Origin of the sequence: Amycolatopsis pretoriensis (assembly GCF_900107925.1) — a bacterium.
GTDB classification, from domain to species: domain Bacteria; phylum Actinomycetota; class Actinomycetes; order Mycobacteriales; family Pseudonocardiaceae; genus Amycolatopsis; species Amycolatopsis pretoriensis.
In genome coordinates this window covers 287133-309236 of record NZ_FNUJ01000009.1, presented here as the reverse complement: position 1 = coordinate 309236, position 22104 = coordinate 287133, and the positions used below count along the sequence as shown (strand labels likewise).

Annotated in this window: 20 protein-coding genes; 5 read left to right on the top strand and 15 right to left on the bottom strand. The window is 71.1% G+C overall.

Annotated elements, in window-relative coordinates:
• Positions 1-98: 98 nt before the first annotated feature.
• From BLV96_RS37060 to BLV96_RS37015, 10 genes are all read right to left on the bottom strand, one after another.
• Positions 99-1196, bottom strand: a complete 1098-nt coding sequence (locus BLV96_RS37060; RefSeq protein ID WP_086670778.1) for a uroporphyrinogen-III synthase — start codon at positions 1194-1196, stop codon at positions 99-101.
• Positions 1193-1531, bottom strand: coding sequence for a nitrite reductase small subunit NirD (nirD, locus tag BLV96_RS37055; RefSeq protein ID WP_086670780.1), 339 nt, complete (start codon positions 1529-1531; stop codon positions 1193-1195). The genes BLV96_RS37060 and nirD overlap by 4 nt, the downstream gene beginning before the upstream one ends.
• Entirely contained in the window at positions 1528-4035 is a 2508-nt protein-coding gene (gene nirB, locus BLV96_RS37050; RefSeq protein ID WP_086670782.1) for a nitrite reductase large subunit NirB, read from the bottom strand. Before nirB ends, nirD begins: the two co-directional genes overlap by 4 nt.
• A 1-nt stretch (position 4036) precedes the next feature.
• Complete coding sequence (locus BLV96_RS37045) at positions 4037-5428, bottom strand: nitrate/nitrite transporter (RefSeq protein WP_086670784.1); 1392 nt, start codon at positions 5426-5428, stop codon at positions 4037-4039.
• The gene (locus tag BLV96_RS37040; protein ID WP_086670786.1) at positions 5425-6852 is read right to left on the bottom strand and encodes an FAD-dependent oxidoreductase; all 1428 of its coding nucleotides are present in this window, start codon (positions 6850-6852) and stop codon (positions 5425-5427) included. Before BLV96_RS37040 ends, BLV96_RS37045 begins: the two co-directional genes overlap by 4 nt.
• Positions 6849-8891: a molybdopterin oxidoreductase family protein gene (locus tag BLV96_RS37035; RefSeq protein ID WP_086670789.1), complete on the bottom strand. Its 2043-nt coding sequence runs from the start codon at positions 8889-8891 to the stop codon at positions 6849-6851. The genes BLV96_RS37040 and BLV96_RS37035 overlap by 4 nt, the downstream gene beginning before the upstream one ends.
• 133 nt (positions 8892-9024) lie before the next feature.
• Positions 9025-9822, bottom strand: coding sequence for a TIGR02569 family protein (locus BLV96_RS37030; RefSeq protein WP_086670791.1), 798 nt, complete (start codon positions 9820-9822; stop codon positions 9025-9027).
• A 132-nt stretch (positions 9823-9954) separates the two neighbouring features.
• Positions 9955-11130: an adenylyltransferase/sulfurtransferase MoeZ gene (gene moeZ / locus BLV96_RS37025; protein ID WP_086670793.1), complete on the bottom strand. Its 1176-nt coding sequence runs from the start codon at positions 11128-11130 to the stop codon at positions 9955-9957.
• A 93-nt stretch (positions 11131-11223) separates the two neighbouring features.
• Entirely contained in the window at positions 11224-12381 is a 1158-nt protein-coding gene (locus tag BLV96_RS37020; protein ID WP_086670795.1) for a DUF3152 domain-containing protein, read from the bottom strand.
• Between the two features lie 80 nt (positions 12382-12461).
• Positions 12462-13475, bottom strand: coding sequence for an alpha/beta fold hydrolase (locus tag BLV96_RS37015; protein ID WP_086670797.1), 1014 nt, complete (start codon positions 13473-13475; stop codon positions 12462-12464).
• A 77-nt stretch (positions 13476-13552) separates the two neighbouring features.
• Between BLV96_RS37015 and BLV96_RS37010 the strand changes: the two genes are divergently transcribed.
• Positions 13553-14179 (top strand): TetR/AcrR family transcriptional regulator, encoded by a 627-nt coding sequence (locus BLV96_RS37010; protein WP_086670799.1) that lies wholly within the window; start codon positions 13553-13555, stop codon positions 14177-14179.
• A 62-nt stretch (positions 14180-14241) separates the two neighbouring features.
• On the opposite strand, the gene BLV96_RS37005 is transcribed toward BLV96_RS37010, so the two are convergent.
• Positions 14242-15153, bottom strand: coding sequence for an alpha/beta fold hydrolase (locus BLV96_RS37005; protein ID WP_086670802.1), 912 nt, complete (start codon positions 15151-15153; stop codon positions 14242-14244).
• On the bottom strand, positions 15150-16058 hold the full coding sequence (locus tag BLV96_RS37000) for an AurF N-oxygenase family protein (protein WP_167379858.1): 909 nt from the start codon (positions 16056-16058) through the stop codon (positions 15150-15152). Before BLV96_RS37000 ends, BLV96_RS37005 begins: the two co-directional genes overlap by 4 nt.
• A gap of 55 nt (positions 16059-16113) precedes the next feature.
• On the opposite strand from BLV96_RS37000, the gene BLV96_RS36995 reads away from it, so the two are divergent.
• Both BLV96_RS36995 and BLV96_RS36990 read left to right on the top strand, forming a co-directional pair.
• Positions 16114-16884: a TetR/AcrR family transcriptional regulator gene (locus BLV96_RS36995; RefSeq protein ID WP_086670806.1), complete on the top strand. Its 771-nt coding sequence runs from the start codon at positions 16114-16116 to the stop codon at positions 16882-16884.
• Positions 16881-17198 carry a DUF4873 domain-containing protein gene (locus tag BLV96_RS36990; RefSeq protein WP_086670808.1) on the top strand — a complete coding sequence of 106 codons (318 nt, stop codon included), beginning with the start codon at positions 16881-16883 and terminating at the stop codon, positions 17196-17198. The genes BLV96_RS36995 and BLV96_RS36990 overlap by 4 nt, the downstream gene beginning before the upstream one ends.
• Here BLV96_RS36990 and BLV96_RS36985 read toward each other — a convergent pair.
• The 3 genes from BLV96_RS36985 to BLV96_RS36975 form a co-directional block, all read right to left on the bottom strand.
• Entirely contained in the window at positions 17195-17608 is a 414-nt protein-coding gene (locus BLV96_RS36985; RefSeq protein ID WP_086670811.1) for a pyridoxamine 5'-phosphate oxidase family protein, read from the bottom strand. The two genes, BLV96_RS36990 and BLV96_RS36985, sit on opposite strands and share 4 nt — an antisense overlap.
• Positions 17609-17697: 89 nt before the next feature.
• Positions 17698-17928 carry a DUF3107 domain-containing protein gene (locus BLV96_RS36980; RefSeq protein ID WP_086670813.1) on the bottom strand — a complete coding sequence of 77 codons (231 nt, stop codon included), beginning with the start codon at positions 17926-17928 and terminating at the stop codon, positions 17698-17700.
• 119 nt (positions 17929-18047) lie between these two features.
• A complete protein-coding gene (locus BLV96_RS36975; RefSeq protein WP_086670815.1) occupies positions 18048-18701 on the bottom strand; it encodes a ferritin-like fold-containing protein in 654 nt (217 codons plus the stop codon).
• A gap of 553 nt (positions 18702-19254) precedes the next feature.
• Here BLV96_RS36975 and BLV96_RS36970 point away from each other — a divergent pair.
• Together BLV96_RS36970 and BLV96_RS36965 are read left to right on the top strand one after the other, a co-directional pair.
• Entirely contained in the window at positions 19255-20730 is a 1476-nt protein-coding gene (locus BLV96_RS36970) for a DEAD/DEAH box helicase (protein ID WP_244180749.1), read from the top strand.
• A 24-nt stretch (positions 20731-20754) separates the two neighbouring features.
• On the top strand, positions 20755-22095 hold the full coding sequence (locus tag BLV96_RS36965) for an Rv3212 family protein (protein WP_208608420.1): 1341 nt from the start codon (positions 20755-20757) through the stop codon (positions 22093-22095).
• Positions 22096-22104 lie beyond the last annotated feature (9 nt).

The window sequence follows — 22104 nt, the reverse complement described above, 5'->3', positions numbered from 1 at the left end:
GCCGTAGGCGGTGGTCGCGTGGATGGTCAGGTCGTCTCCGGTGCCGGCCGACCGACAAGCATCAGCCGGGATCGCCCGTCCGGCCGAACCGAACGAGTTCAGGCGTCCACCGCCAACCGGTACCCCCGCTTGACCACCGTCTGCACCACCCGACCGCCCCCGAGGGAAGTCCGCAGCCGGCCGATCGCCGTCTCCACCGCGTGCTCCTCCCCGCCTCCCGGCAACGCCGATATCAACTCCCGTCGCGACACCACCCGCCCCGGGGACGCTGCCAGCGCCCTCAACAACGCCATCGGCGCCGGGGCCACCTCGCGCCACTCGCCGTCCACCACCGCGGCCTGACCCCGCAGCTCGATCGACAACCCTCCCGCCGAAAACCGGGGCGACCGGGCCAGCAACGTCTCCGACACCGTCCGGGCCAACGCTCCGATCCGCGCCCGGTGCGGCTGGACCGTCGGCACCCCCAGCGCCGCCAGCGGGCCCGCCGTGATCGGCCCGACGCACGCCGCGACGCAAGGACCCGACAACGCCGAAACCAACCCCGGCAGCCTGCCCGTCCGCCGGGCCAACGCCAGCAGCGATGCCACCGCCGGGGCGCTCGTGAACGGCAGCGCGTGGATCGATCCGTCCAATACTCCGTCCAGCAACCGGTCCACCGGGCCCGGATCCGCCGGGCCGACCCAGCGGTACACCGACACCTCGACGACTTCCGCCCCCGCCGCGCGCAGGGCGTCCACGAAGTACGGCAACGGCTCGCCGTGCAGCTGCACCGCGATCCGCTTGCCCGACACGTCCGAAGAGAGCAAGTGCTGCAACAACTCCGCGTTGCTCTCCGACGCCGGCGAGTACGCCTCCGACAGGCCCGCCGCGCGGATCGCTCCCGTTACCTTCGGTCCACGCGCCAGCAGCGAAGCCGACGAAAGGCGCGCCAGCAGCGCGTCTCCCAGCCCCCAGCCCTCGGCCGCCTCGAGCCAGCCGCGGAAGCCGATGCCCGTCGTCGCCACCACGGTGTCCACCTGCGACTCCAGCAGCCGCGACGTCGCCTTGTGCAGCTCCGTATCGTCCGTCAGCGGGACGATCCGGATCGCCGGGCCGTAGCGGACGCTCGCCCCTTTGCGCACCAGCAGCGCGCCGAGCTCGTCCGCCCGGCGCGCCGCGGTGATGCCGACCACGAACCCGGTCAGCGGCAGGATCACGGGCTCTCCACTTCGACCACGCCCCCTCGCACGCGCACGCCGTACACCGCGACCGTCACACCCGGATCGTCCAGGCACTGTCCACTGTCGAGCGCGAACCGTTCCTTGTAGACCGGCGACGCGACCACCGGCAGGCCACCGGCGTCACCGACGATGCCGCGCGAGAGCACCGCCGCGCCGCTGCACGGGTCCCAATTGGACAGTGCGTACCAGCGGTCGCCCGGCAGGTGGAAGATCGCCACCTGCACGCCGTCGAGCAGCGCCGCCACCCCCGCGTACTCCGGCACCGCGTCGGCGGCGCAGACCGCCGTCCATGTTCGAACCGACGTCGTCATCGCCGCACCTCCGGAACTCCCAGCATGACCGGGACCTTCTGCTCCCGCTCCGAGCGGAACGAGATCGCCGGGTCGGGCGTGCCCGGCGCGTTGACGAAGGAGGTGAACCGGGCCAGCTTCTCCGGGTCCTCCAGCACGCCCTTCCACTCGTCGGCGTAGTTGTCGACGTGCTTGGCCATCGCCGCGTCGAGGTCCTCGCAGATGCCGAGCGAGTCGTCGACGATCACCGCGCGCAGGTGGTCGAGGCCGCCGTCGAGCTCCTCGATCCAGGGCGCCGTCCGCTGCAGCCGGTCGGCGGTGCGGACGTAGAACATGAGGAACCGGTCGATCGTGCGAATCAACGTCGATGTGTCCACATCGGACACCAGAAGGTCGGCGTGCCGCGGGGTCGTGCCGCCGTTGCCGCCGACGTAGAGGTTCCAGCCGTTCTCCGTGGCGATGATGCCGAAGTCCTTGCTCCGCGCCTCCGCGCACTCCCGCGCGCACCCGGAGACCGCCGACTTGAGCTTGTGCGGCGACCGCAAACCGCGGTAGCGCAGCTCCAGCTCGATCGCCAGCCCGACGCTGTCCTGCACGCCGTAGCGGCACCACGTCGACCCGACGCACGACTTGACCGTCCGCAACGCCTTGCCGTACGCGTGCCCGGACTCGAACCCGGCGTCCACCAGCCGGCGCCAGATCAGCGGCAGCTGGTCCACGGTGGCTCCGAACAGGTCGATCCGCTGACCGCCGGTGATCTTGGTGTACAGCCCGAAGTCGCGGGCCACCTCACCGATCACGATCAGCTTGTCCGGCGTGATCTCGCCGCCCGGGATCCGGGGCACCACCGAATACGTGCCGTTGCGCTGCAGGTTCGCCAGGTACCGGTCGTTGGTGTCCTGCAACGTCATCTGCTCGCCGCCGAGCACGTGGCCGTTGCCGAGAGTGGCCAAAATGGACGCCACCACCGGCTTGCAGATCGCGCACCCGCTGCCCGAGCCGTACCGGCCGATCAGCTCGCTGAACGTCGTGATCCGCGTCGCCTGCACGATCTCGAACAGCTCCGCCCGCGACTGCGGGAAGTGCTCGCAGACGGCCTTGGACTGCTCGACGCCGGCCGCGCTCAGCAGCTTGCCGAGCAGCGGGACGCACGAGCCGCACGCGGTTCCGGCGCGCGTGCACGCCTTGAGCTTCGGAACGCTGTCGCAGCCGTCCTCGTGGATCGCGCGGGTGATCGCGCCCTTGGAAACCGCGTTGCACGAACAGATCTGCGCGGCGTCGGGCAGCGCGTCGACGCCGACCGCGGCGCCGCCACCCGCCGGCGCGAGGATCGCGCCCGGCTCGGCCGGCAGCGGACGGCCGACCAGCGCCCGCAGCGTGTTGTACTCGGTCGCGTCGCCGACGAGCACCCCGCCGAGCAGCGTCTTGCCGTCGTCGGTGACCACGAGCTTCTTGTACGTCCCGGCGACCGCGTCGTTGACCGCGACCTCCAGCGCACCCTCGGTGGCCGCGTGCGCGTCCCCGAAGGACGCCACGTCGACGCCCATCAGCTTCAGCTTCGTGGACGTGTCCGGCTCCGGGAACTCCCCGGCACCGCCGGTCAGCTGGGCCGCGACGATCTCGGCCATCGCGTAGCCGGGCGCGACGATGCCGTACACGCGGCCGTCGACCGCCGCGCACTCGCCGATCGCGAACACCGCCGGGTCGCTGGTGCGGCACGACGAGTCCGTCAGCACCCCGCCGCGCGGACCGACCTCGAGCCCGGACTGCCGGGCGAGGTCGTCGCGCGGCCGGACACCGGCGGAGAACACGACGAGGTCGACGTCGAGCTCGGTTCCGTTGCCCAGCTTGGCCAGCAGCCGGGAGCCGTCCGCTTCGATGGCGTCGGTCGACGTTCCCGTGTGGACGGTCACGTCGAGGTTCGTGATGAGCCGCCGCAGCAGCGACCCGCCGCCCTCGTCGACCTGCAGCGGCATCAGCCGCGGCGCCATCTCGACGACGTGGGGCGAGAGTCCCATGTCCCGCAACGCCTTCGCGGCCTCCAGGCCGAGCAGGCCACCACCGATGACGACCGCCGAGCGGCGCCCGCGGCCCGGCTTGTCGACCGCGGCCGCGCGGATCGCGTCGAGGTCCTCGATCGTCCGGTAGACGAAGCAGCCGGGCAGGTCGTGACCCGGCACCGGCGGCACGAACGGCCGCGAGCCGGTGGCCAGCACCAAAGCGTCGTAGGAGACGACGTCACCGGAGGCCGTGGTGACCGTCTTCGAAGCCCGGTCCACCGAAACCGCCAGCTGGCCGAGCCGGAGATCCACAAAGGAATCGCCCGCGTAGTCCGAGCCGGGCAGCGCCAGCGAAGCCGGGTCCCAGGTGTCCACGTAGGACGTGAGCGCCACCCGGTCGTACGCCGGGCGCGGCTCCTCGGACAGGACGACGACGTGCCAGTTGCCGGAAGGGTCTTCCGCGCGCACCGCCTCCACGAGCCGGTGGGCGACCATGCCGTGTCCGGCGACGACCAGGGTGGGCATCTCAGACCTCCGCTCCCGCGAGCGCCAGACCGCGCTCACTCGTGGGCTGTTCGGCGGGCTTGCGCAGGTAAACCGCCCAGGTGACGGCGAAGCACAACCCGTAGAAGACGAGGAATCCGATGAACGCGGGAACGCCGCTGTGCGCGTCGGCGAACGACTGCCGGAAGGCGAGGTTGATGAACAGCCCGCCCTCGGCGCCGATCGCGCCGGCCAGGCCGATCAGCGCACCCGACAGGCGTCGCGCCTTCAGCAGCTCGGCCGCCTCTTCGGCACCGTTCGAGATCGCGACCTTCGCCTTGGCGCGGAAGATCGCCGGGATCATCTTGTAGGTCGAGCCGTTGCCGACGCCGGTGAGCACGAACAACACGATGAACGCGATCGTGAACAGTGCGAGGGACTTCGACGTCGACGCGAGGATCAGCACGACCGTGGCCAGCGCCATCCCGATGAACGTGAAGAAGGTGATCTTGCCCCCGCCGATCCGGTCGGCCAGCCAGCCGCCGGTCGGCCGCGAGAGCGAGCCGAGCAGCGGGCCGAGGAACGTCACCGCGGCCGCCTGCAACGGCGTGCGGCCGAACTGGTTCTGCAGCACCAGGCCGAAGGCGAAGCTGTAGCCGATGAACGAGCCGAACGTGCCGACGTAGAGGAACGACATGACCCAGGTGTGCGGGTCCTTGACGACCTCGCGCATCGCCTTGGTGTCGCCCTTCATCGTGGCGAGGTTGTCCATGTAGAAGTACGCGCACACCGCTGCGACGACGATCAGCGGCAGGTAGACGAAGAGCACCACCCGTGGCGCGGTCGCCCCCGCCGTGCCGATCACCAGCAACCCGACGAGCTGGATCGCGGCGACGCCGAGGTTTCCGCCGCCGGCGTTGAGGCCGAGGGCCCAGCCCTTGTGCTTCTCGGGGTAGAAGGCGTTGATGTTCGTCATCGACGACGCGAAGTTGCCGCCGCCGACGCCGCCGAGCGCCGCGACCAGCAGGAACGTGCCGAGCGACGTACCGGGGTGCAGCACGACGGCCGCGAGGATCGTCGGGATCAGCAGCAGGACGGCGCTGACGATCGTCCAGTTGCGACCGCCGAACTTCGCCACGGCGAAGGTGTAGGGCAGCCGCATCAGGCCGCCGATCAGCGTCGGCGTCGAGACGAGGAGGAACTTGTCGGCGGCGGAGAAACCGTAGTCCTTGCCCATGAACAGGACGATGACCGACCACAGTGTCCAGACCGAGAAGCCGATGTGCTCGGCCAGCACCGAGAACCAGAGGTTCCGGCGCGCGACCTTCTTGCCGGTCGCCTCCCAGAACTCCTCGTTCTCCGGCTCCCAGTGCTCGATCCAGTGCTTTCCTTGGTGTGCCACGGGGTTCTCCTCAGAGCGGGTCGGGTCGGTCATTGCGCCGCGAGCCAGTTGGCGATGCCGCCGACGGTGTCGGTGCACCCGCCGCAGCCCGTCGTCGCTCGCGTGGCCCGCGCCAGTGCGGGAGTGTCGGTGGCCCCGGCCTTCCAGGCCTCGATCAGCCGGCCCTTGGTGACGTTGTTGCAGCGGCAGATGACCGCCGCCGCGGGCAGGTCGGCCGGGCTGGCCGCCGGGGTCGCACCACCGGCCAGCGCGCGGCCCAGCAGGACCGACAGCCGGTCCTCGGGCAACGGCGTGCCACGGTCGTGGAACTGGGTGATCGACGCGGCCGCGTCCGGCAGGCCGAGCAGGATCGCGCCGGTGACACGGTTTTCGCGGACGACGAGCTTGCCGTAGCGCCCGCCGGTGGGGTCGTTGAAGGTGAGCACCTCGACGTCCGGGGTACCGGCGTCGAGCTGCGTCTCGCCGAGTGCGGCGAGGTCGATGCCGCGGGCCTTCAGCCGGGTGACGGCCGTCGTGCCGCGGTAGCGGGCGGCCGCGTTCGTCCCGGTCAGGACGTCGGCGAGGACCTCGGCCTGCTCCCACGCGGGCTGGATCAGCCCGGCCGGCGCGCCGGGGTGGCGGGCGCAGTCGCCGAGGGCGTGGATGCGGCCGTCGCTGGTGCGCAGGACGTCGTCGACGAGGATCCCCATGTCGACGTCCAGCCCGGCGTCGGCGGCCAGGGCCGTCTCGGCGCGGACGCCGGCGGCGACCACGACGAGGTCGGCCGGGACGAGCGTGCCGTCGTCGAGCTTGAGGCCGTCGCCGGGCAGGTAGCGGGCGGCGGTGGCGCCGAACTTGAACGTGACGCCCATGTCGGTGAGCTGCCGGGCCAGTACGTGCCCGGCGGCCGGGTCGAGCTGGCGTTCCATGACGTGCCCGAGCGGGTGCACGACGGTCACCTGGTTGCCGCGCCCGGCCAGCCCGCGGGCGGCTTCGAGGCCGAGCAGGCCGCCGCCGAGGACGGCGACCGGCGCGCCGAAGCGGGCGGCGTCGAGGATCTTGGCGCAGTCGTCGAGGCTGCGGAAGGCGACCACACCCGGCCCGGCTTCGAGGCCTTCGACGGGCGGGATCCACGGGTTGGCGCCGGTCGCGAGGACCAGGGCGTCGTAGTCCACTGTGGATCCGTCGGCGAGTTCGACGCAGCGCTTCCCGCGGTCGATGCGGGTGACGTCGACCCCGAGCCGCAGGTCGATGTTGTGGCGCGCGGCCCATTCGTCGTCGTGCAGGCGGACGCTTTCGGCGCTCATCCCGCCGGCGACGACGGCGGAGAGGAGGACGCGGTTGTAGGCGGCGTGCTTTTCGGCGCCGAGGACGGTCAGGCGGACACGTTCGGCGATCGGGTCGCGGCGGCGGATCTCGTCGGCCAGCCGGGCGCCGGCCATGCCGTACCCGACGATGACGACTTCACGGGGGCTCATGCGGCACCATCCACAGTAGACAAGGACACGGCACACACCTTGAACTCCGGCATCCGGCTGACCGGGTCGAGCGCCGGGTTGGTGAACAGGTTGGCGCGCTGCTCACCGGGGAAGTGGAACGGCAGGAAGACGAGATCCGGCCTGAGCGACTGCACGAACCGGACCTTGGCGATCGTCTCGCCCCGGCGCGACCGGATGCGGGCAGGATCGCCTTCTTCGAGACCGGCCCGCTTGGCCGTGTCCGGGTGGACTTCGACGAAGGCTTCGGGGACGACGTCGTTGAGCTCCTTGATCAGCCGCGTCTGCGCGCCGGACTGGTACTGCTGCAGGACGCGCCCGGTGGTGGCCTGCAACGGGAACTCGTCGTCGGGCAGCTCGGCCGGGCCGGTGTGCTCGACCGGCACGAACCGCGCGCGCCCGTCGGGGTGGGCGAACGACTCGAGGAACATCCGCGGCGTACCGGGGTGGTCGTTTTCGGGGACCGGCCAGTGCAGGGCCTCGCCATCGCGGAGACGCTGGTAGCTGACACCGGAGTAGTCGGCGATCCCGCCCTTGGACGCGATCCGCAGCTCCTCGAACACCGTCTCGGCGTCCGCCGGGAAACCCGGTCGTCCCAGTCGTCGCGCGAGTCCGTTGAGGACGTCCAGATCGGACCGGACACCCGGCGGTGGGTCGATGGCTTTGCGGCGCAGCAGGACGCGGCCTTCGAGGTTGGTGAGCGTGCCGTCCTCCTCGGCCCACTGGGTGACCGGCAGGACGACGTCGGCCAGCGCGGCGGTCTCCGACAGCACGAAGTCGGCGACAACGAGGAAGTCCAAAGCGGACAGTCGATCCTGGACCCGCTGAGACCGCGGCGCTGAGACGACGACGTTGCTGCCGAACACCATCAGCGCCTTCGGGCCGTCCTCCTGGCCGAGCGCTTCGAGCAGCTCACTGGTCGAGCGGCCGGGGCCGGGCAGGCTGTCCGGGTCGACGCCCCAGACGCCGGCGACGTACTCGCGCGCGGCGGGGTCGTCGAGCTTGCGGTAGCCGGGCAGCTGGTCGGCCTTCTGGCCGTGCTCTCGCCCGCCCTGGCCGTTGCCCTGCCCGGTCAGGCAGCCGTAACCGGAGCCGGCGCGGCCGGGCAGGCCCAGCGCGAGGGCGAGGTTGATCCAGCCGCCGACGGTCGCGGTGCCGGTGGCGTGCTGCTCGGCGCCGCGGGCGGTCAGGATGTAGACGTTGCGGGCGTTGGCGAGTTTCGCGGCGGCGAGGCGCATGTCGGCGGCCGAGACCCCGGTGACGCGCTCGGCGCGTTCGGGCCACCAGCTCGCGGCGATCCGCCAGGCGTCCTCGAACCCGTTCGTTCGGGCGTCCACATAGGACTGGGCGAGGTGGCCGCCTTCGACGACGGCGTGCAGGATGCCCAGCGCCAGCGCGAGGTCCGTGCCGGGCGCGGGGGCGAGGTGCAGGCTCGCGAGCTCGGCGGTGGGGGTGCGCCGCGGGTCGACGACGATCAGGTCGGCCCCGCGCAGGTGCTGGGTGAACGGCGGCATGGTCTCGGCCGGGTTGGCCCCGGCGAGCAGCACGACGTCGGCGTTCTTGAGATCGGTGACGGGGAAGGGCATCCCGCGATCGGCCCCGAAGGCCTTGGTCCCGGCCGCGGCGGCCGACGACATGCAGAAGCGGCCGTTGTAGTCGATCTGAGAGGTGCCGAGCGCGACGCGGGCGAACTTGCCGAGCAGGTAAGCCTTCTCGTTGGTGAGGCCACCGCCGCCGAAGATCGCGACGGCGTCGGGACCGTGTCGTTCCTGCAGCTCCGTGAGTTTCCGGGCCACGAAGTCGAGGGCGAAGTCCCAGCTGACGGGCTCGAGAGCCCCGTCGACGCGGATCATCGGGGTGGTCAGGCGCCGCGGGCTCGTGAGGAGACTGCCGGAGGTCCAGCCCTTCTGGCACAGGCCCCCGGCGTTGACGGGAAAGTCCCGCGGCGCGACGCGCGAGCCGTCGAGGGTCATGCCGCACTGCAGCGCGCAGTACGGGCAGTGGGTGTCGACCTGCGGCACGGGCACCTCCTCGGCGGTTCGGGGATGCCCTGACGCTAAGGAGGCCGTGTTAAGCGGATTCGACGGAATGTTTCAGGCAGTTGACATTGCGGCGGGAATCACGGGTCCCCGGCGGTGAGGTACGTGACCGGGGTTACAGAATCCCGCTGACTTCTCGGGCCGCCGCCCGCAGGCCGTCCAACGAGGCTTGCGTCGAACGGGGGTTCAGCGCGTTCGATGCCAACCGGAACAACACCGCGCGCAACAGCAGCTGCGGCCACTCCGGCAGGTGCGCCCATCGCTCCAGCAGCTCCCGCGATGCTCCGCCCCACGCCAGCGCGTCCACCGCCACGATCGCCGCGCCGTACTCGCCCGGGCGGTAGTACGGGACGAAGTCCACCACCCCCGGGGCCGCGTCGCCGTCGAACAGCAATCCCGCCAGGAGCTCTCCGTGCGCCACCTGCAGCGGCAGCTTGATCGGGCGGCGGGCGGCGGCCAGGACCTCGAACCAGCGGCCGCCCTTCGTTTCCTCCAGGGGAACTTCGAGTTCCTCCCACGCGACCCGGTCGGCGGTCGCGTCCACGTCACGCCGGCTCGCGAGGAACTCCGGGCGGGGCAGCCCCATCGTTGCGCGGTGCAGCTTCACCGCCGCCAGCACCGACGCGTCGCCGCGGTGCTCGGGCGTTCCGGACACGAACCGGGACGCCGTCCAGCCGCCGACGATCCAGCGGCCGTCGGTCGAGCGGACCGGCTTCGCGACGCGCAGGCCCGGCTCGTCCGCGTAGTCGAGCGCGCGGGCCGTCCACAGTGTCCTGGCCTTGTCCGTGACCGGCTTGAACACGAGGTCGCCGCCGCGCCACGCCGTCGAGTCCGGCAGCGGTTCGGCGGCGTCGCCGAGACCGCCGAAGGCCGCACAGACGTGCTCCGGAGGGCGTTCGAGGGTTGTCCGCACAACTGCCGACGGTACCCGGCCGGACGGTCCACGAACGAGAAGACGCGCTGGTCACAGAGTGTTTTAGAACTCGGACGAAACACGCGGAAGGCCGCCTCCGATGCCGGAGACGGCCTTCCCGGGAGACAACTGTCAGTAGGTCGGCAGGCTCGGGTCGATCTGCTTGGCCCAGGCCAGCACGCCACCGCCGAGGTGCGTCGCGTCCTTGAAACCGGCCGCGTGCAGGGCCGCGAGGGCCTCCGCCGACCGCGCGCCCGACTTGCAGTGCAGGACGATCGGCTTGTCCTGCGGCAGCTCGGCCAGCGCCTCGCCCGACAGGATCCGGTCCTTCGGGATCAGCGTCGCGCCCTTGATGTTGACGATCTCGTACTCGTGCGGCTCCCGGACGTCGATCAGGGCGAAGTTCTCACCGCTGTCGAACTTGGCCTTGAGCTCCGCCGGCGTGATCGTGCTGCCGGACGCCGCGGAAGCCGCCTCGTCCGAAACCACGCCGCAGAACGCCTCGTAGTCGATCAGCTCGGTGATCTTCGGGGTCTCCGGGTCCTTGCGGATCTTGACCTCACGGTACTTCATCTCCAGCGCGTCGTAGCTGATGAGCCGCCCGAGCAGCGTCTCGCCGATGCCGGTGATGAGCTTGATCGCCTCGGTCACCATGATCGAGCCGATCGACGCGCACAGCACGCCCAGCACGCCACCCTCGGCGCAGGAGGGGACCATGCCCGGGGGCGGCGGCTCCGGGTAGAGGTCGCGGTAGTTGAGGCCCTTGCCGTTCGGCGCGTCCTCCCAGAAGACGCTGACCTGGCCCTCGAACCGGAAGATCGAGCCCCAGACGTACGGCTTGCCCAGCAGCACCGCGGCGTCGTTCACCAGGTAGCGCGTGGCGAAGTTGTCGGTGCCGTCGACGATGAGGTCGTACTGCTCGAAGATCTCGAGCGCGTTCGAGGAGTCCAGCCGGTCGGTGTGCAGGTGCACCTTGACCAGCGGGTTGATCTCCGCGATCGACTCCTGCGCGGACGCGGCCTTCAGCTTGTCGATGTCCGACTGGCCGTGGATGACCTGGCGCTGCAGGTTCGACTCGTCCACGACGTCGAAGTCGACGATGCCGAGCGTGCCGACGCCGGCCGCGGCCAGGTACAGCAGCGCGGGGCTGCCGAGGCCGCCCGCGCCGATCACCAGGACCTTGGCGTTCTTCAGCCGCTTCTGCCCGTTCACCCCGACGTCGGGGATGATCAGGTGCCGGCTGTACCGGGCCACCTCTTCCTTGGTGAGCTCGGCAGCCGGCTCGACGAGCGGCGGCAGTGCTGACATGGGTCCTCCATCTCGCGCGCGGATCGCGTCCATCCCACTATGCACAACGCCCGCAGGCAAATAAGCCTTCCCGCGTCCAGATGGTGAGAAGAGCTACTGCTTCTTCGGAGTCGGGTTCGGCCAGGCGTTGGGGACGCAGACGCGGCCGTCCTTGGCGACCTTGCCCTTGTCGCCGCCGGGGATGTCGTTGAGCATCGACACGTAGTCGTCGGACACGCCGAACGACTGCTGCATCATCACCGGCGCGGGCTGGCCGTTGCCGCCGCAGCCGACGTGCTGGTTGCCCAGGGCGTGCCCGACCTCGTGGTTGATGGCGTACTGCCGGTACCCGGTCATGTCGGCGCCGAACGCCTTCGCGCCGCGCACCCAGCGGGCCAGGTTGATCAGCACGCGGCTGAGGCTCTTGCGGTAGCAGGAGGCCTCGAAGGTGATCTGGAACCCGCAGGCGTCGGCGCGGTGCGTCGTCTCGGGCGTGGTGAGGCTCACCTTGAACGACGGGTTCGGGAAGTTGGCGTCGACGCGCTGCAGCGCGATCTTGCCGTCCCACGTCCAGCTCTTGGGATCGGACAGCGTGCCCTGGACGGCGGTCGCGAAAGCGTCGTCACCCGCGTAGCTCGCCGGGTCGATCCCGTCCTCCACCTCGACGGTGTAGGTGTAGAGCTTCCCGCTGCCGACCTTCGGGCCGGTGCCCGGCACGACGTGCCACTTGCCGGCGCCGGCCTGGGTGAACGGGGTGCCCTCGGGCAGGTCGGCGGTCGGCACCTTGAGGTCGACCGGCGTGGCCGGGTTCTCCGGGATGGCCTGCTCGCCGTTGCCGTCGATCGCGCCGCCCGCGGCGTCGCCGCCCGCCGACTCGACGTCGGCCGGGGCGCTCTGCTCGGCGATCGGCTCGGCCGGGCTGTTCGCGGTGTTGACCAGGACGAGCACGGTCAGCACCACGAGGATCGGCAGCGCGTAGACGCGCCAGCCGTAGGTCTTGGTGAGCTTCGCGATGCCGGTGGCTTTCGCCGGCTCCGGCTTCTCGCTCGGCGTGTCGACGTGCGGCTTCCAGGACGCGCTCAGCGGCTCGGCGCTGGTCCGCCGCCCGCCGGGGCGGTAGCGGTCCTCGCCGACGCGCTGTGCGGCCGACGGCCGGGAAGGGCGGTACTGACCGGTCCGCGGCGCGTCACCGGAATCCGGGGTACGACGGCTGGAGGCGCGGTGGGGAGCCCGCCGATCTTCGCCTCGCGCGTCGTTCTTCACCCGGTCCACCGCACCAGGGTGCCACAGCGCCACCGAACCGTTATCGGCGACTGGCGGACCACCCGGGGAATCCTTCTCACCCGATCGGGCTACCAAGACCCGGCTTCGACGTGCTCCCACATGCCGAGGACGGCCTTCGCTACGACGATCGGGCGTTCCATCTGGGCCACGTGCCCGGTCCGGGGCAGCACGAGCAGCCGGGCCTTCGGGATCACGCGGGCCGTCCGCATGGCGCGTCTCACGGAAATGACGCGGTCCTCGCGCCCCCAGACCACCAGCGTGGGCGCCTGGACGCGCGGCGCCGACGACCACAGCGACGCCTTCCCGAGCGTCGACCACGCGCGGAAGATCGCGAACGTGCTGCGCGCCATGGCCGGCGCGGCCCAGGCGAAGCCGGCGCGGGCGCCGTGCTCGTCGGCCAGCTCGTCGAGCCGTTCGGCCGGGAAGCGCGCCGGGTCGGCGAAGCACAGCTTGATCACCTGCTCGGCGCGCTCGCGCGGGCCGAGGGCGGCCAGCTGGGCCCGCACCCGGGCGCCGACCAGCGGCAGGTACGCCAGCGCCATCCGCGGGTCGGACAGCCGCCGCGGGTCGAGGCGGCGGTCCGGCATCGCGGGCGAGATGAGCGTCAGCGTCTTGACGAGCTCGGGACGGCGTTCGGCGATGAGCAGCGCGATGGCGCCGCCCATCGAGTTGCCGAGCAGGTGGACGGGCGCCCCGACGTCCTCGATGTGCCGCGCGACGACCTCGGCGTGGGCCTGGAGGCTGAAGTCGAAACCTGCTTCGGGCTCGGAGTAGCCGAAGCCGGGCAGGTCGGGCGCGGTCCCGCCGGCGACCGGCGCGAGCAGCGCGGCCAGGTCGGTCCAGTTCGTCGACGAACCGCCCAGGCCGTGCACGTAGACCGCGGGCACGCCGTCCGGCCCCGGCGTGCGGCGGACGTGGAGGCGGGCCGTCCCGACTTCTTCGAAGGACGCGGGCCAGGGCGGGATTATCGGCTCGAGCGAGGGCAATTCCCTGGTCGAGAGGGGCACGTGCGTCAGCGGCGCCCGCGTGGTCGCGGCGGTGTTCACGGATTCAGGATGCCCGACCCGTGGCACGGCATACATACCGGCGAGTAATCTTCAGGTCGACTTCACGCGGTGGCGACCCCGCCCGTCGAAGGGGCGATGACGGGAGGAAGAGCATGACGGAGATGACGCGGCTGCAGCAACGTGGGGTGCGCCTGCCCCGGACGGAACGGCGGGCCCAGCTCCTCGCCGCGGCGCAGCGGGTCTTCGCCGAGAACGGCTACCACGCCGCCGCGATGGACGAGATCGCCGAAGTGGCCGGTGTCAGCAAGCCGGTGCTCTACCAGCACTTCCCCGGCAAGCTCGATCTGTACATCGCGCTGCTGGAGAGCCACGTCGACGAGCTGGTGAAGCGCGTGCAGACGGCGTTGGACTCGACGACGGAGAACCGCCAGCGCGTCCCGGCGACGGTCGGCGCGTTCTTCGACTTCGTCAGCGAGGACGCGGGCGCGTTCCGGATGGTGTTCGAGTCCGACCTGCGCGGCGAGCCGGCGGTGCAGGAAGCGGTCGACCGGGCGACGTCGGCGAGCGTGGACGCGATCACCGAGACGATCACGGCGGACGCGGGACTCGACGAGGACAAGGCGCGGCTGCTGGCGGTGGGACTGGTCGGGATGAGCCAGGTCAGTGCCCGGTTCTGGCTGCAGCACCACCAGTCGATGAGCCGCGAAGAGGCGGTGGCGTTGACGGCCAACCTGGCCTGGCGAGGAATCGGCGGCGGCTTCCCCCTCAAGGACTCCTGAAAGTCCGTGAATGGCACATTGAGGGACCTAGTGTCCGTCAATGTGCCATTCACGGCCTTCGGTCAGCGGGTGGCGGCGACGCGGACCAGCGCCGAGATGCGGCGGGCGACCTCGAAGGGGCGTTCCTGCGGGAGCATGTGACCCGCGCCCGGGAACCGGACGAACTCCGCGTGCGGCAGCTCGTCCGCGATCACCTTCGCGTGGGACAGGGGGCACAGCCGGTCCTTCTCCCCCGCCAGCACCACCGACGGTACGTCGCACAGCGCGCCCAGCCCGCCGACGCCGCGGTGGGCCGCGATCGCGTCCAGGAACCTCCCCGCGCTCGCCGGGTGCGCCGCCAGGAGCTGCTCGACGACGCTGTCCACCTGCTCGCGTCCCGGCCGGACGCCGAAGACGAGCCGCCGCGCGCCCGAGCGGACCATCCCCGGCCGCAGCCGCAGCGTGTCCGAGCGCAGCCGGGCCAGCAGGCGGGCCACCCGCGGCTCGAAGCGCGTCACGCCCCGGCCCACCAGGCCCGGGAACCCGAGCGTCAGCTTGTCCATGTCGCCTGACGACGTCGCGACGAACGCCGCGCCCGCCAGCCGCTCCCGGACCAGCGCCGGGTGCCGTTCGGCCAGCACCATCAGCGTCATGCCGCCCATCGAGTGCCCGGCCAGGACGAGAGGCCCGGACGGGACACGCGAAGCGATCAGCTCGGCGAGGTCGTCGGCCAGGCGCGCGATCGTGGCGCCGCCGGGCCGGGCGTGCGCCGAACCGCCGTGCCCGCGCAGGTCGTAGCGCAGCACGCGCACGCCGGGGTCGAGGTGCGGCAGCACGAAGTCCCACGTCCGGTGGTCCTGCGTCCAGCCGTGGACGAGCACCAGCGTCACCGCCGAGTCGGCCGGCCCGGACTGCGAGACGTGCAGCGCGGCGCCGTCGCTCGCGACGAACCGGTGCTCGACCGAGGGGTCGCGCAGCCGCGACGCGGTGGTCACCGGCCCGCCGGGAGCAGGAACGACTTGCGCCAGAAGTACTTCCCGGGCAGCCCGACCAGGCCGGACTCCTGCAGGAACGGCATGATCTTCTCCCCGGCCCACGCGATCGTCCCCTGCCAGTGCGGGTTGTTCAGGGCGGCTTCGACGCCGTCGCGCGGCCGGATGCCGACCGCCTTGTAGACGTTCGGGTTGATGAACGCCCGCGTCACGAAGTACGAGATCAGCGCGATGATGAACTGCTGGTAGGCGATCTCGGGCTTCGACAGCTTCGCCATGCCGCGCGTGACCTCTTCGCGGGCGAAGGTGACGTGCCGGGCCTCTTCGAGCACGTGGATCCGGTTGACCATCCGGACCAGCGGCTGGACGCCTTCGTCGTTCATCTGCTCGCGCTGCAGCCGGTCGAGGACCTCCTCGGCGACCAGGATGGCGCCGTAGCGCGCCGGGCCGTAGGAGATCGACGGCATCAGCTTCGCCAGCTTCCGCAGCCACGGCACCGGGCCGTAGGCGGGGCAGCCGATGCGCGACGCCATCCGCGCGAACATCGTCGAGTGCCGGCACTCGTCGGCGATCTCGGTGAGCGCGAACTGGGCGTGCGCGGACGTCGGGTCCTCTTCGTAGACCTCCTTGAGCAGCATCTGCATCAAGAGGATCTCGAACCACAGCCCGGTCGTCGCGACGCTCGCGACCTCGTGCTTGCCCAGCTCGATGCGCTGCTCGGGGGTCAGCTTGTCCCAGAGCTCGGTGCCGTACAGCGAGGAGCGCTCGTCGAGGATGAAGCGCTTGCCCTCGACCAGGGGCGCCGTCCAGTCGATGTCGACGTCGGGGTCGTAGAACTTGTTCGCCGACGACTTCAGCAGGCGGTCCGCGGTCTTTTCGCGATCCGGTTCCTTCAGCGTCCGCGTCATTGCCGACACCCCTTCCGCAATGTGTAACTTGAGGTAACAGTTACCTGTGCGTAGCATGAGCCCCGTGATCGAACGTGTCAAGCGCTCCGGCAAGCAGTCCAGGTCCGCCTCCCGAGACGAGGAGGCGACCGGCGACGCGCGCCGCGACCGCTGGCGCAAGCACCGGATCGCGCGGCGCAAGGAATTCGTCGAGGCCGCGCTGCGGGCGCTCGACACGCACGGCCCGGACCTCGGCATGGAGGACGTCGCCGCGGAAGCCGGCGTCACGAAGCCCGTGCTGTACCGGCACTTCGACGACAAGGCCGACCTCTACGTGGCGCTCGGCCAGCGCGGCACGGAGATCCTGTTCGAGCGGCTGATCCCGGCGATCAACGCCGAGCTCGCGCCGGTCCCGCGGATCCGGATGGCGCTCGACGCGTTCTTCACGGTCATCGAGGAGCACCCGAACCTGTACCGGCTGCTGGCGCACGGACGGCCGGAGAAGCCGGTGTCGTCGGACGTCGTGGCCGAGGACAAGGAACTGATCGCGACGGCGCTGACGGCGCTGCTCGGCGACTACATGCGGATGTTCAACATGGACTCCGGCGCGGCCGAGCCGTGGGCGCACGGCATCGTCGGCATGGTCCAGAACACCGGCGAGTGGTGGCTGGACCGCCGGTCCATGGGCCGCGACGCCGTGGTCGAGTACCTGACGCAGATCATCTGGGCGGCGATCGACGGGCTGACCCGCCAGAACGGCGTGGTCATCGACCCGAACCTGCCCCTGGAAGCCAACAAGGTGGTCCAGCTGGGCCGCGCCTCGGAGCAGGTGGAGGAGACGTCATGAGCGAGCACGACGAAGACGGCTACAGCGGCGAAGCGACCCTCGTGGTCGACGGCGTCTCGCTGACGACCACGGTCGAGCTGCGCGGCTACTTCCAGCCGATCGACGGGTTCTACCGCTGGTACGGCCGGGTCGCGGTGAACGAGGAGCTGACCGAGCTGGCCGGCGGCAAGAAGAAGCCGGTGACGATCCAGGCGGGCGCCTACACCGCCACCGGCGAACTCTCCGACCCGGACCCGTGGGGCCGCTACCGGATCATGGGCACGAGCACGCCACCGTTCCACGTGCCCACGACCCTGGAAGAGCTGAACGCCTAGGGCAGGCGCGGGCCCGGCAGCTCGACGCCGGGCAGCAGGCCGTTCGCGATGTCCGTCGCGCGCCACTTCCGCACGGTCAGCCGGACCGCCGTGACCGGCTGGGACAGGAACGGCGCCGCCTCCGGGACCTTCGCCACGAGCAGCTCGCGCACCCGCGCGTCCTCCTCCGCGCCGACGACCTCGGCGAGCGCCTGGGCCTGCAGGAACGGCTGCATCGGCGAGCCCGTCGAGACGACCACCGACACCACCGGGTTCTCCCGGATCGCGGCCAGCGTCCGGCCGCGGTCCTCGAGGACGAGGTTCAGCGTGAACTCGCCGGTCTCGGCGAAGTACACCCCGCCGACCCACGGCCCGGTGCTGCCCGAAGTGGCGAGGAACAACGACTTGTGCGCGGAAAGGGTGTTCCGCACGAGGTCCGCGACGGCGGCCTGCCCACCAGGGGGACAACACGCGAAAGGCCACCCCGGGAAGGTCCCGGAGTGGCCTCGGCCGCGATGGGTCAGTCGCCGACGCCGAACCCGACCTTGCGGACGTCGGACGGGGCGATCTCGACGTACGCGATGCGGTCGGACGGGACGAGGTACTTGCGTCCCTTCTCGTCGTTGATGCGGAAGAGCCCGTCACCGGCCGTCAGGGCCTCGGCGACCAGCTTCTCCACCTCTTCGGGAGACTGGCCACTGGACACCACCAGCTCGCGCGGCGTGTCCTTGATGCCGATCTTGACCTCCACGTGGGACCTCCGCTGGAAATTCGTAAGGGATGTGCCGGCCAAGGCTAACCGAACCGGCTCGTTCCGGTGGCGCATGTCCGCGCCCGACCGCGTCGTCACTTCCGGGTACTCCATCGAGATCAGCCCAGGCCGAGCGCCTGCATGCGCTTCGTGTGCCCCTGTTGCAACCGCCGGAACAGCGCCGCAATTCCGGAGAGGTCACCCGAACCGCCGATGATCAGCTCGGCCAGCCCGTCGCGCTCGGCGACGACGTACTGGGCCTGCGTGAGCGCCTCGCCGAGCAGGCGGCGCCCCCACAGAGCGAGCTTGTCACGGGTCTTGGGGTCGGCTTCGATACCGGCCGCGACTTCGCGTTCGGCGAACGCGGAGTGGCCGGTGTCGGCCAGCACGGTCAGCACGAGGTCCTTGGTTTCGGGGTCGAGCCAGCTGGCGATCTCGCGGTAGAGGTCGGCGGCCAGCCCGTCGCCGACGTAGGCCTTGACCAGCGACTCGAGCCACGACTTCGGCGGCGTCGACGCGTGCCAGGCGTCGACCTGGGCCACGAACGGCGTCATCGCGTCTTCGATCTTGACGTCGTGGGCGGCCAGGTGGTCGGCCAGCAGGCCGTAGTGACCGATCTCCGCGGCCGCCATCCGCGCCAGTGCCGCCCGCCCGGCGAGGGTCGGGGCGCTGCGCGCGTCTTCGGCCATCCGGTCGAACGCGGAAAGTTCGAGGTAGGCGATCACACCCAGAAGGTCGACGAGGCCCTCTGAGATCTCTTTCGGCTCGGTCACCCGGGCAGGGTATCGCCGAAGCACCCGGGCGTGCCGCGACGAGACCGATCCCACTGGTTCCGGCGCGCCGGGTACTGTCGAAAAACTGCTGACCAGGTACACTGCGAATGATATCGAAGCTTCCGTACGCCATACCGGCGTCGGGAACAGGCAGGTCACGCGGCTTGCCGACGTACTGCAATGTGCGTGCACGCCTCTTCCGGCATTCCCGGGACGGACCGGTTCCGCGCTCCAGATCAGCGCCAGGGACCAGGGTTTACTCCCGGTCGAGTGTCGAGCGGACCCAGGGCTGTGCGCGCTGGTCACGAGAGAGGCGATCACCCTGACCGCAGAAATTCCCACAACCGAACAGACCCCCGCCGTCGCGCTGGAACACAGCGAGACCGGCCCGGCCGCGCTCGACACCTCGCACCCGCTGCAGGCGGGCGTCGAGGTCGAGCCCGAGGCCCCGACCTTCGCGTCCTTCGGCGTCAAGCCGGAGATCGTCAAGGCCCTCGGCGAGGCCGGCATCGAGCGGACCTTCGCGATCCAGGCGCTCACGCTGCCGCTCGCGATGGCCGGCGACGACCTCATCGGCCAGGCCCGCACCGGCATGGGCAAGACCCTCGGCTTCGGCGTCCCGCTGCTGCACCGCGTGCAGGTCCCCGGCGACGGCACCCCGCAGGTGCTCGTCGTGGTCCCGACCCGCGAGCTGTGCATCCAGGTCGCGAACGACCTCAAGGGCGCCGGCAAGCACCTCGGCATCCGCACCCTGGCGATCTACGGCGGCCGCCCGTACGAGCCGCAGATCGAGGCGCTCCGCAAGGGCATCGACGTCGTGATCGGCACCCCGGGCCGCCTGCTCGACCTGGCCGAGCAGCAGCACCTGGTGCTGGGCAAGGTCCGCGGGCTCGTGCTCGACGAGGCCGACGAGATGCTCGACCTGGGCTTCCTGCCCGACATCGAGCGCATCCTCCGGATGGTGCCGGACGAGCGGCAGACCATGCTGTTCTCGGCCACCATGCCCGGCCCGATCATCACGCTGGCCCGCACGTTCCTGAAGCAGCCGACGCACATCCGCGCCGAAGAGAACGACGCGAGCGCCATCCACGAGCGCACCACCCAGTTCGTCTACCGGGCGCACTCGATGGACAAGCCCGAGGTCATCGCCCGCGTCCTGCAGGCGAAGGACCGCGGCCTCACGATGATCTTCAGCCGCACCAAGCGCACCGCGCAGAAGGTGGCCGACGACCTGGTCGAGCGCGGCTTCGCGGCCGCCGCCGTGCACGGTGACCTGGGCCAGGGCGCCCGCGAGCAGGCGCTGCGCGCGTTCCGCTCCGGCAAGGTCGACGTGCTGGTCGCCACCGACGTCGCCGCCCGCGGCATCGACATCGACGACGTCACGCACGTGATCAACTACCAGTGCCCGGACGACGAGAAGACCTACGTCCACCGGATCGGCCGCACCGGCCGCGCCGGGCGCACCGGCGTCGCGGTCACGCTCGTCGACTGGGACGAAGAGCCGCGCTGGAAGCTGATCTCGGACACCCTCGGCCTCGACAAGCCGGAGCCGGTCGAGACGTACTCGTCGTCGCCGCACCTGTTCTCCGACCTGGGCATCCCCGAGGGCACGAAGGGCCGGCTGCCGCTGGCCAACCGCACCCGGGCCGGCCTGGCCGCCGAAGAGGAAGAAGACCTCGGCGGCAAGAAGCGCGGCCCGCGTGGCCGGGGCAAGCCCGGCGAGACTGCCGGGTCTTCGGAAGACGCGCCGCGCAAGCGCAGCCGTGCCCCGCGCAAGCGCACCCGCGGCGGTTCGCGAGCGGCCGAAGCTGTCGAGGCGGCGGACAAGGCCGCTGCTTCGTCGCCGGAAGACGCTCCCGCGTCGTCGGAAAGCCGCACCCGGACGCGTCGCCGCACCCGCGGGACGGCGCCCGAGACGACCGGCCCGGTGGCCGAGAAGGAAGCCGGCGAGAACGCCGAGCGGCCCGCTCGGCGGCGCCGCCGTCGCCGTCCCGCGGCGACGTCTGATACACCTGCGTCGGCAGACTGAGGCCTACGCACGGGGGTCGGGTAAGTGAGCGAAGACGAGAAGGCGCCCGAAAGCGCGCCTGAAGAGGTCACGCCCGCGGCTGAACCGGCCCCCGAGTACGGCTCCGAGGACGTCCTGGAGGACGTCGCTCCCACCCCTCCCGCCCCGCGCGTCAAGGCACGGCGGTCGCCGTGGAACCGCGGGCGGGACCGGGTGCTGGCCGCGCTGATCGCGGTCGCCGTGGTCGCCGTCGCGCTGGTCATCGGCGTGACGAGCGACAGCGCGGCCACCGACCGGACCGAGGCCGCGGCGCCCCCGCCGTTGCCGGCGGCGCCGGACAAGGTGCCGGGTTCGCTGACCGAGATCTGGAGCGCCCGCAGCGGCGCGACGCCGGTCCCGGTGGTGGCGGGCGACACGGTGGCGACGGCCGACGGCGGCGAGGTCGACGCGCGCGACCCGCTGACCGGCCAGATCCGCTGGCACTACACGCGTGACCTGCCGCTGTGCACGGTGAACGAGACGTGGGGCCGGCTCAACACGGTCTTCTCGAAAGACACGTGCAGCGAGGTCACGCAGCTGGACCCGGGCACGGGCCGGATCACGGCGCAGCGCAACGGCAACGCGGAGCTGGGCACGCAGCTGGTCAGCGACGGCTCCCACGTGACGGCGACGGGCAAGAAGCTCCTGACGACCTGGCGCGACGACCTGGTGCAGAGCGCCGAGTACGGCCAGGTCCCGGCGCTGGTCAACGCGGGCAAGCAGCCGCGAACCGGGTGCACGTACGGCACGGTCGCGGCGGCGTCGGGCAAGATCGGCGTGATCGAGCGCTGCCCGGGCGACCCGGCGGACCGGTTGACGGTCTACAAGGCGGCGCCGGAGAAGGACGACGAGCCGCAGGTGACGTTCAGCAGCGTGCTGGCGGGCAAGCGAGCCCGGGTGATCGCGATGTCGGGCGACCTGACGGCGGTGGTGCTGCCGGACCAGAAGCTCCTGGTGATCTACAACGGCGACGGTTCCCAGCGCGCGGCGTACCCGCTGGACGTGCCGCCATCGGACCTGGCGACGGACCCACCGGCGGGTGTCGAGGCGACGACCCAGACAACGCAGAACGTGTACTGGTTCAGCGGGTCGAAGGTGGTGGCGCTGTCGCGCGACGACTTGTCGCCGAGGTGGACGTTGAGCAGCGCGTCGGGGCCGGGGATCGTGTTCGCTTCGCAGCTGGTGGTGCCGATCAAGGGCGGGCTGGCGGTGCTGAACGAGAACGACGGCTCGACGATCCGGACGGTCGGGGTCGACCGCCGCGGTTACGCGGGCGTGGTCCGGTTGGGAGCGGCGGGCCCGGTGCTGCTGGAGGAGCGCGGCGGAACGTTGACCGCCCTGAAGTAAGCGAAGGCC

Bases quoted from the DNA above. Each gene is read 5' to 3' on its own strand.
- nirD (WP_086670780.1), bottom strand. From the start codon at position 1,531: ATGACGACGTCGGTTCGAACATGGACGGCGGTCTGCGCCGCCGACGCG.
- nirB (WP_086670782.1), bottom strand. From the start codon at position 4,035: ATGCCCACCCTGGTCGTCGCCGGACACGGCATGGTCGCCCACCGGCTC.
- BLV96_RS37045 (WP_086670784.1), bottom strand. From the start codon at position 5,428: ATGACCGACCCGACCCGCTCTGAGGAGAACCCCGTGGCACACCAAGGA.
- BLV96_RS37040 (WP_086670786.1), bottom strand. From the start codon at position 6,852: ATGAGCCCCCGTGAAGTCGTCATCGTCGGGTACGGCATGGCCGGCGCC.
- moeZ (WP_086670793.1), bottom strand. From the start codon at position 11,130: ATGTCAGCACTGCCGCCGCTCGTCGAGCCGGCTGCCGAGCTCACCAAG.
- BLV96_RS37015 (WP_086670797.1), bottom strand. From the start codon at position 13,475: ATGTATGCCGTGCCACGGGTCGGGCATCCTGAATCCGTGAACACCGCC.
- BLV96_RS37010 (WP_086670799.1), top strand. From the start codon at position 13,553: ATGACGGAGATGACGCGGCTGCAGCAACGTGGGGTGCGCCTGCCCCGG.
- BLV96_RS37000 (WP_167379858.1), bottom strand. From the start codon at position 16,058: ATGACGCGGACGCTGAAGGAACCGGATCGCGAAAAGACCGCGGACCGC.
- BLV96_RS36995 (WP_086670806.1), top strand. From the start codon at position 16,114: ATGAGCCCCGTGATCGAACGTGTCAAGCGCTCCGGCAAGCAGTCCAGG.
- BLV96_RS36990 (WP_086670808.1), top strand. From the start codon at position 16,881: ATGAGCGAGCACGACGAAGACGGCTACAGCGGCGAAGCGACCCTCGTG.
- BLV96_RS36970 (WP_244180749.1), top strand. From the start codon at position 19,255: ATGGCCGGCGACGACCTCATCGGCCAGGCCCGCACCGGCATGGGCAAG.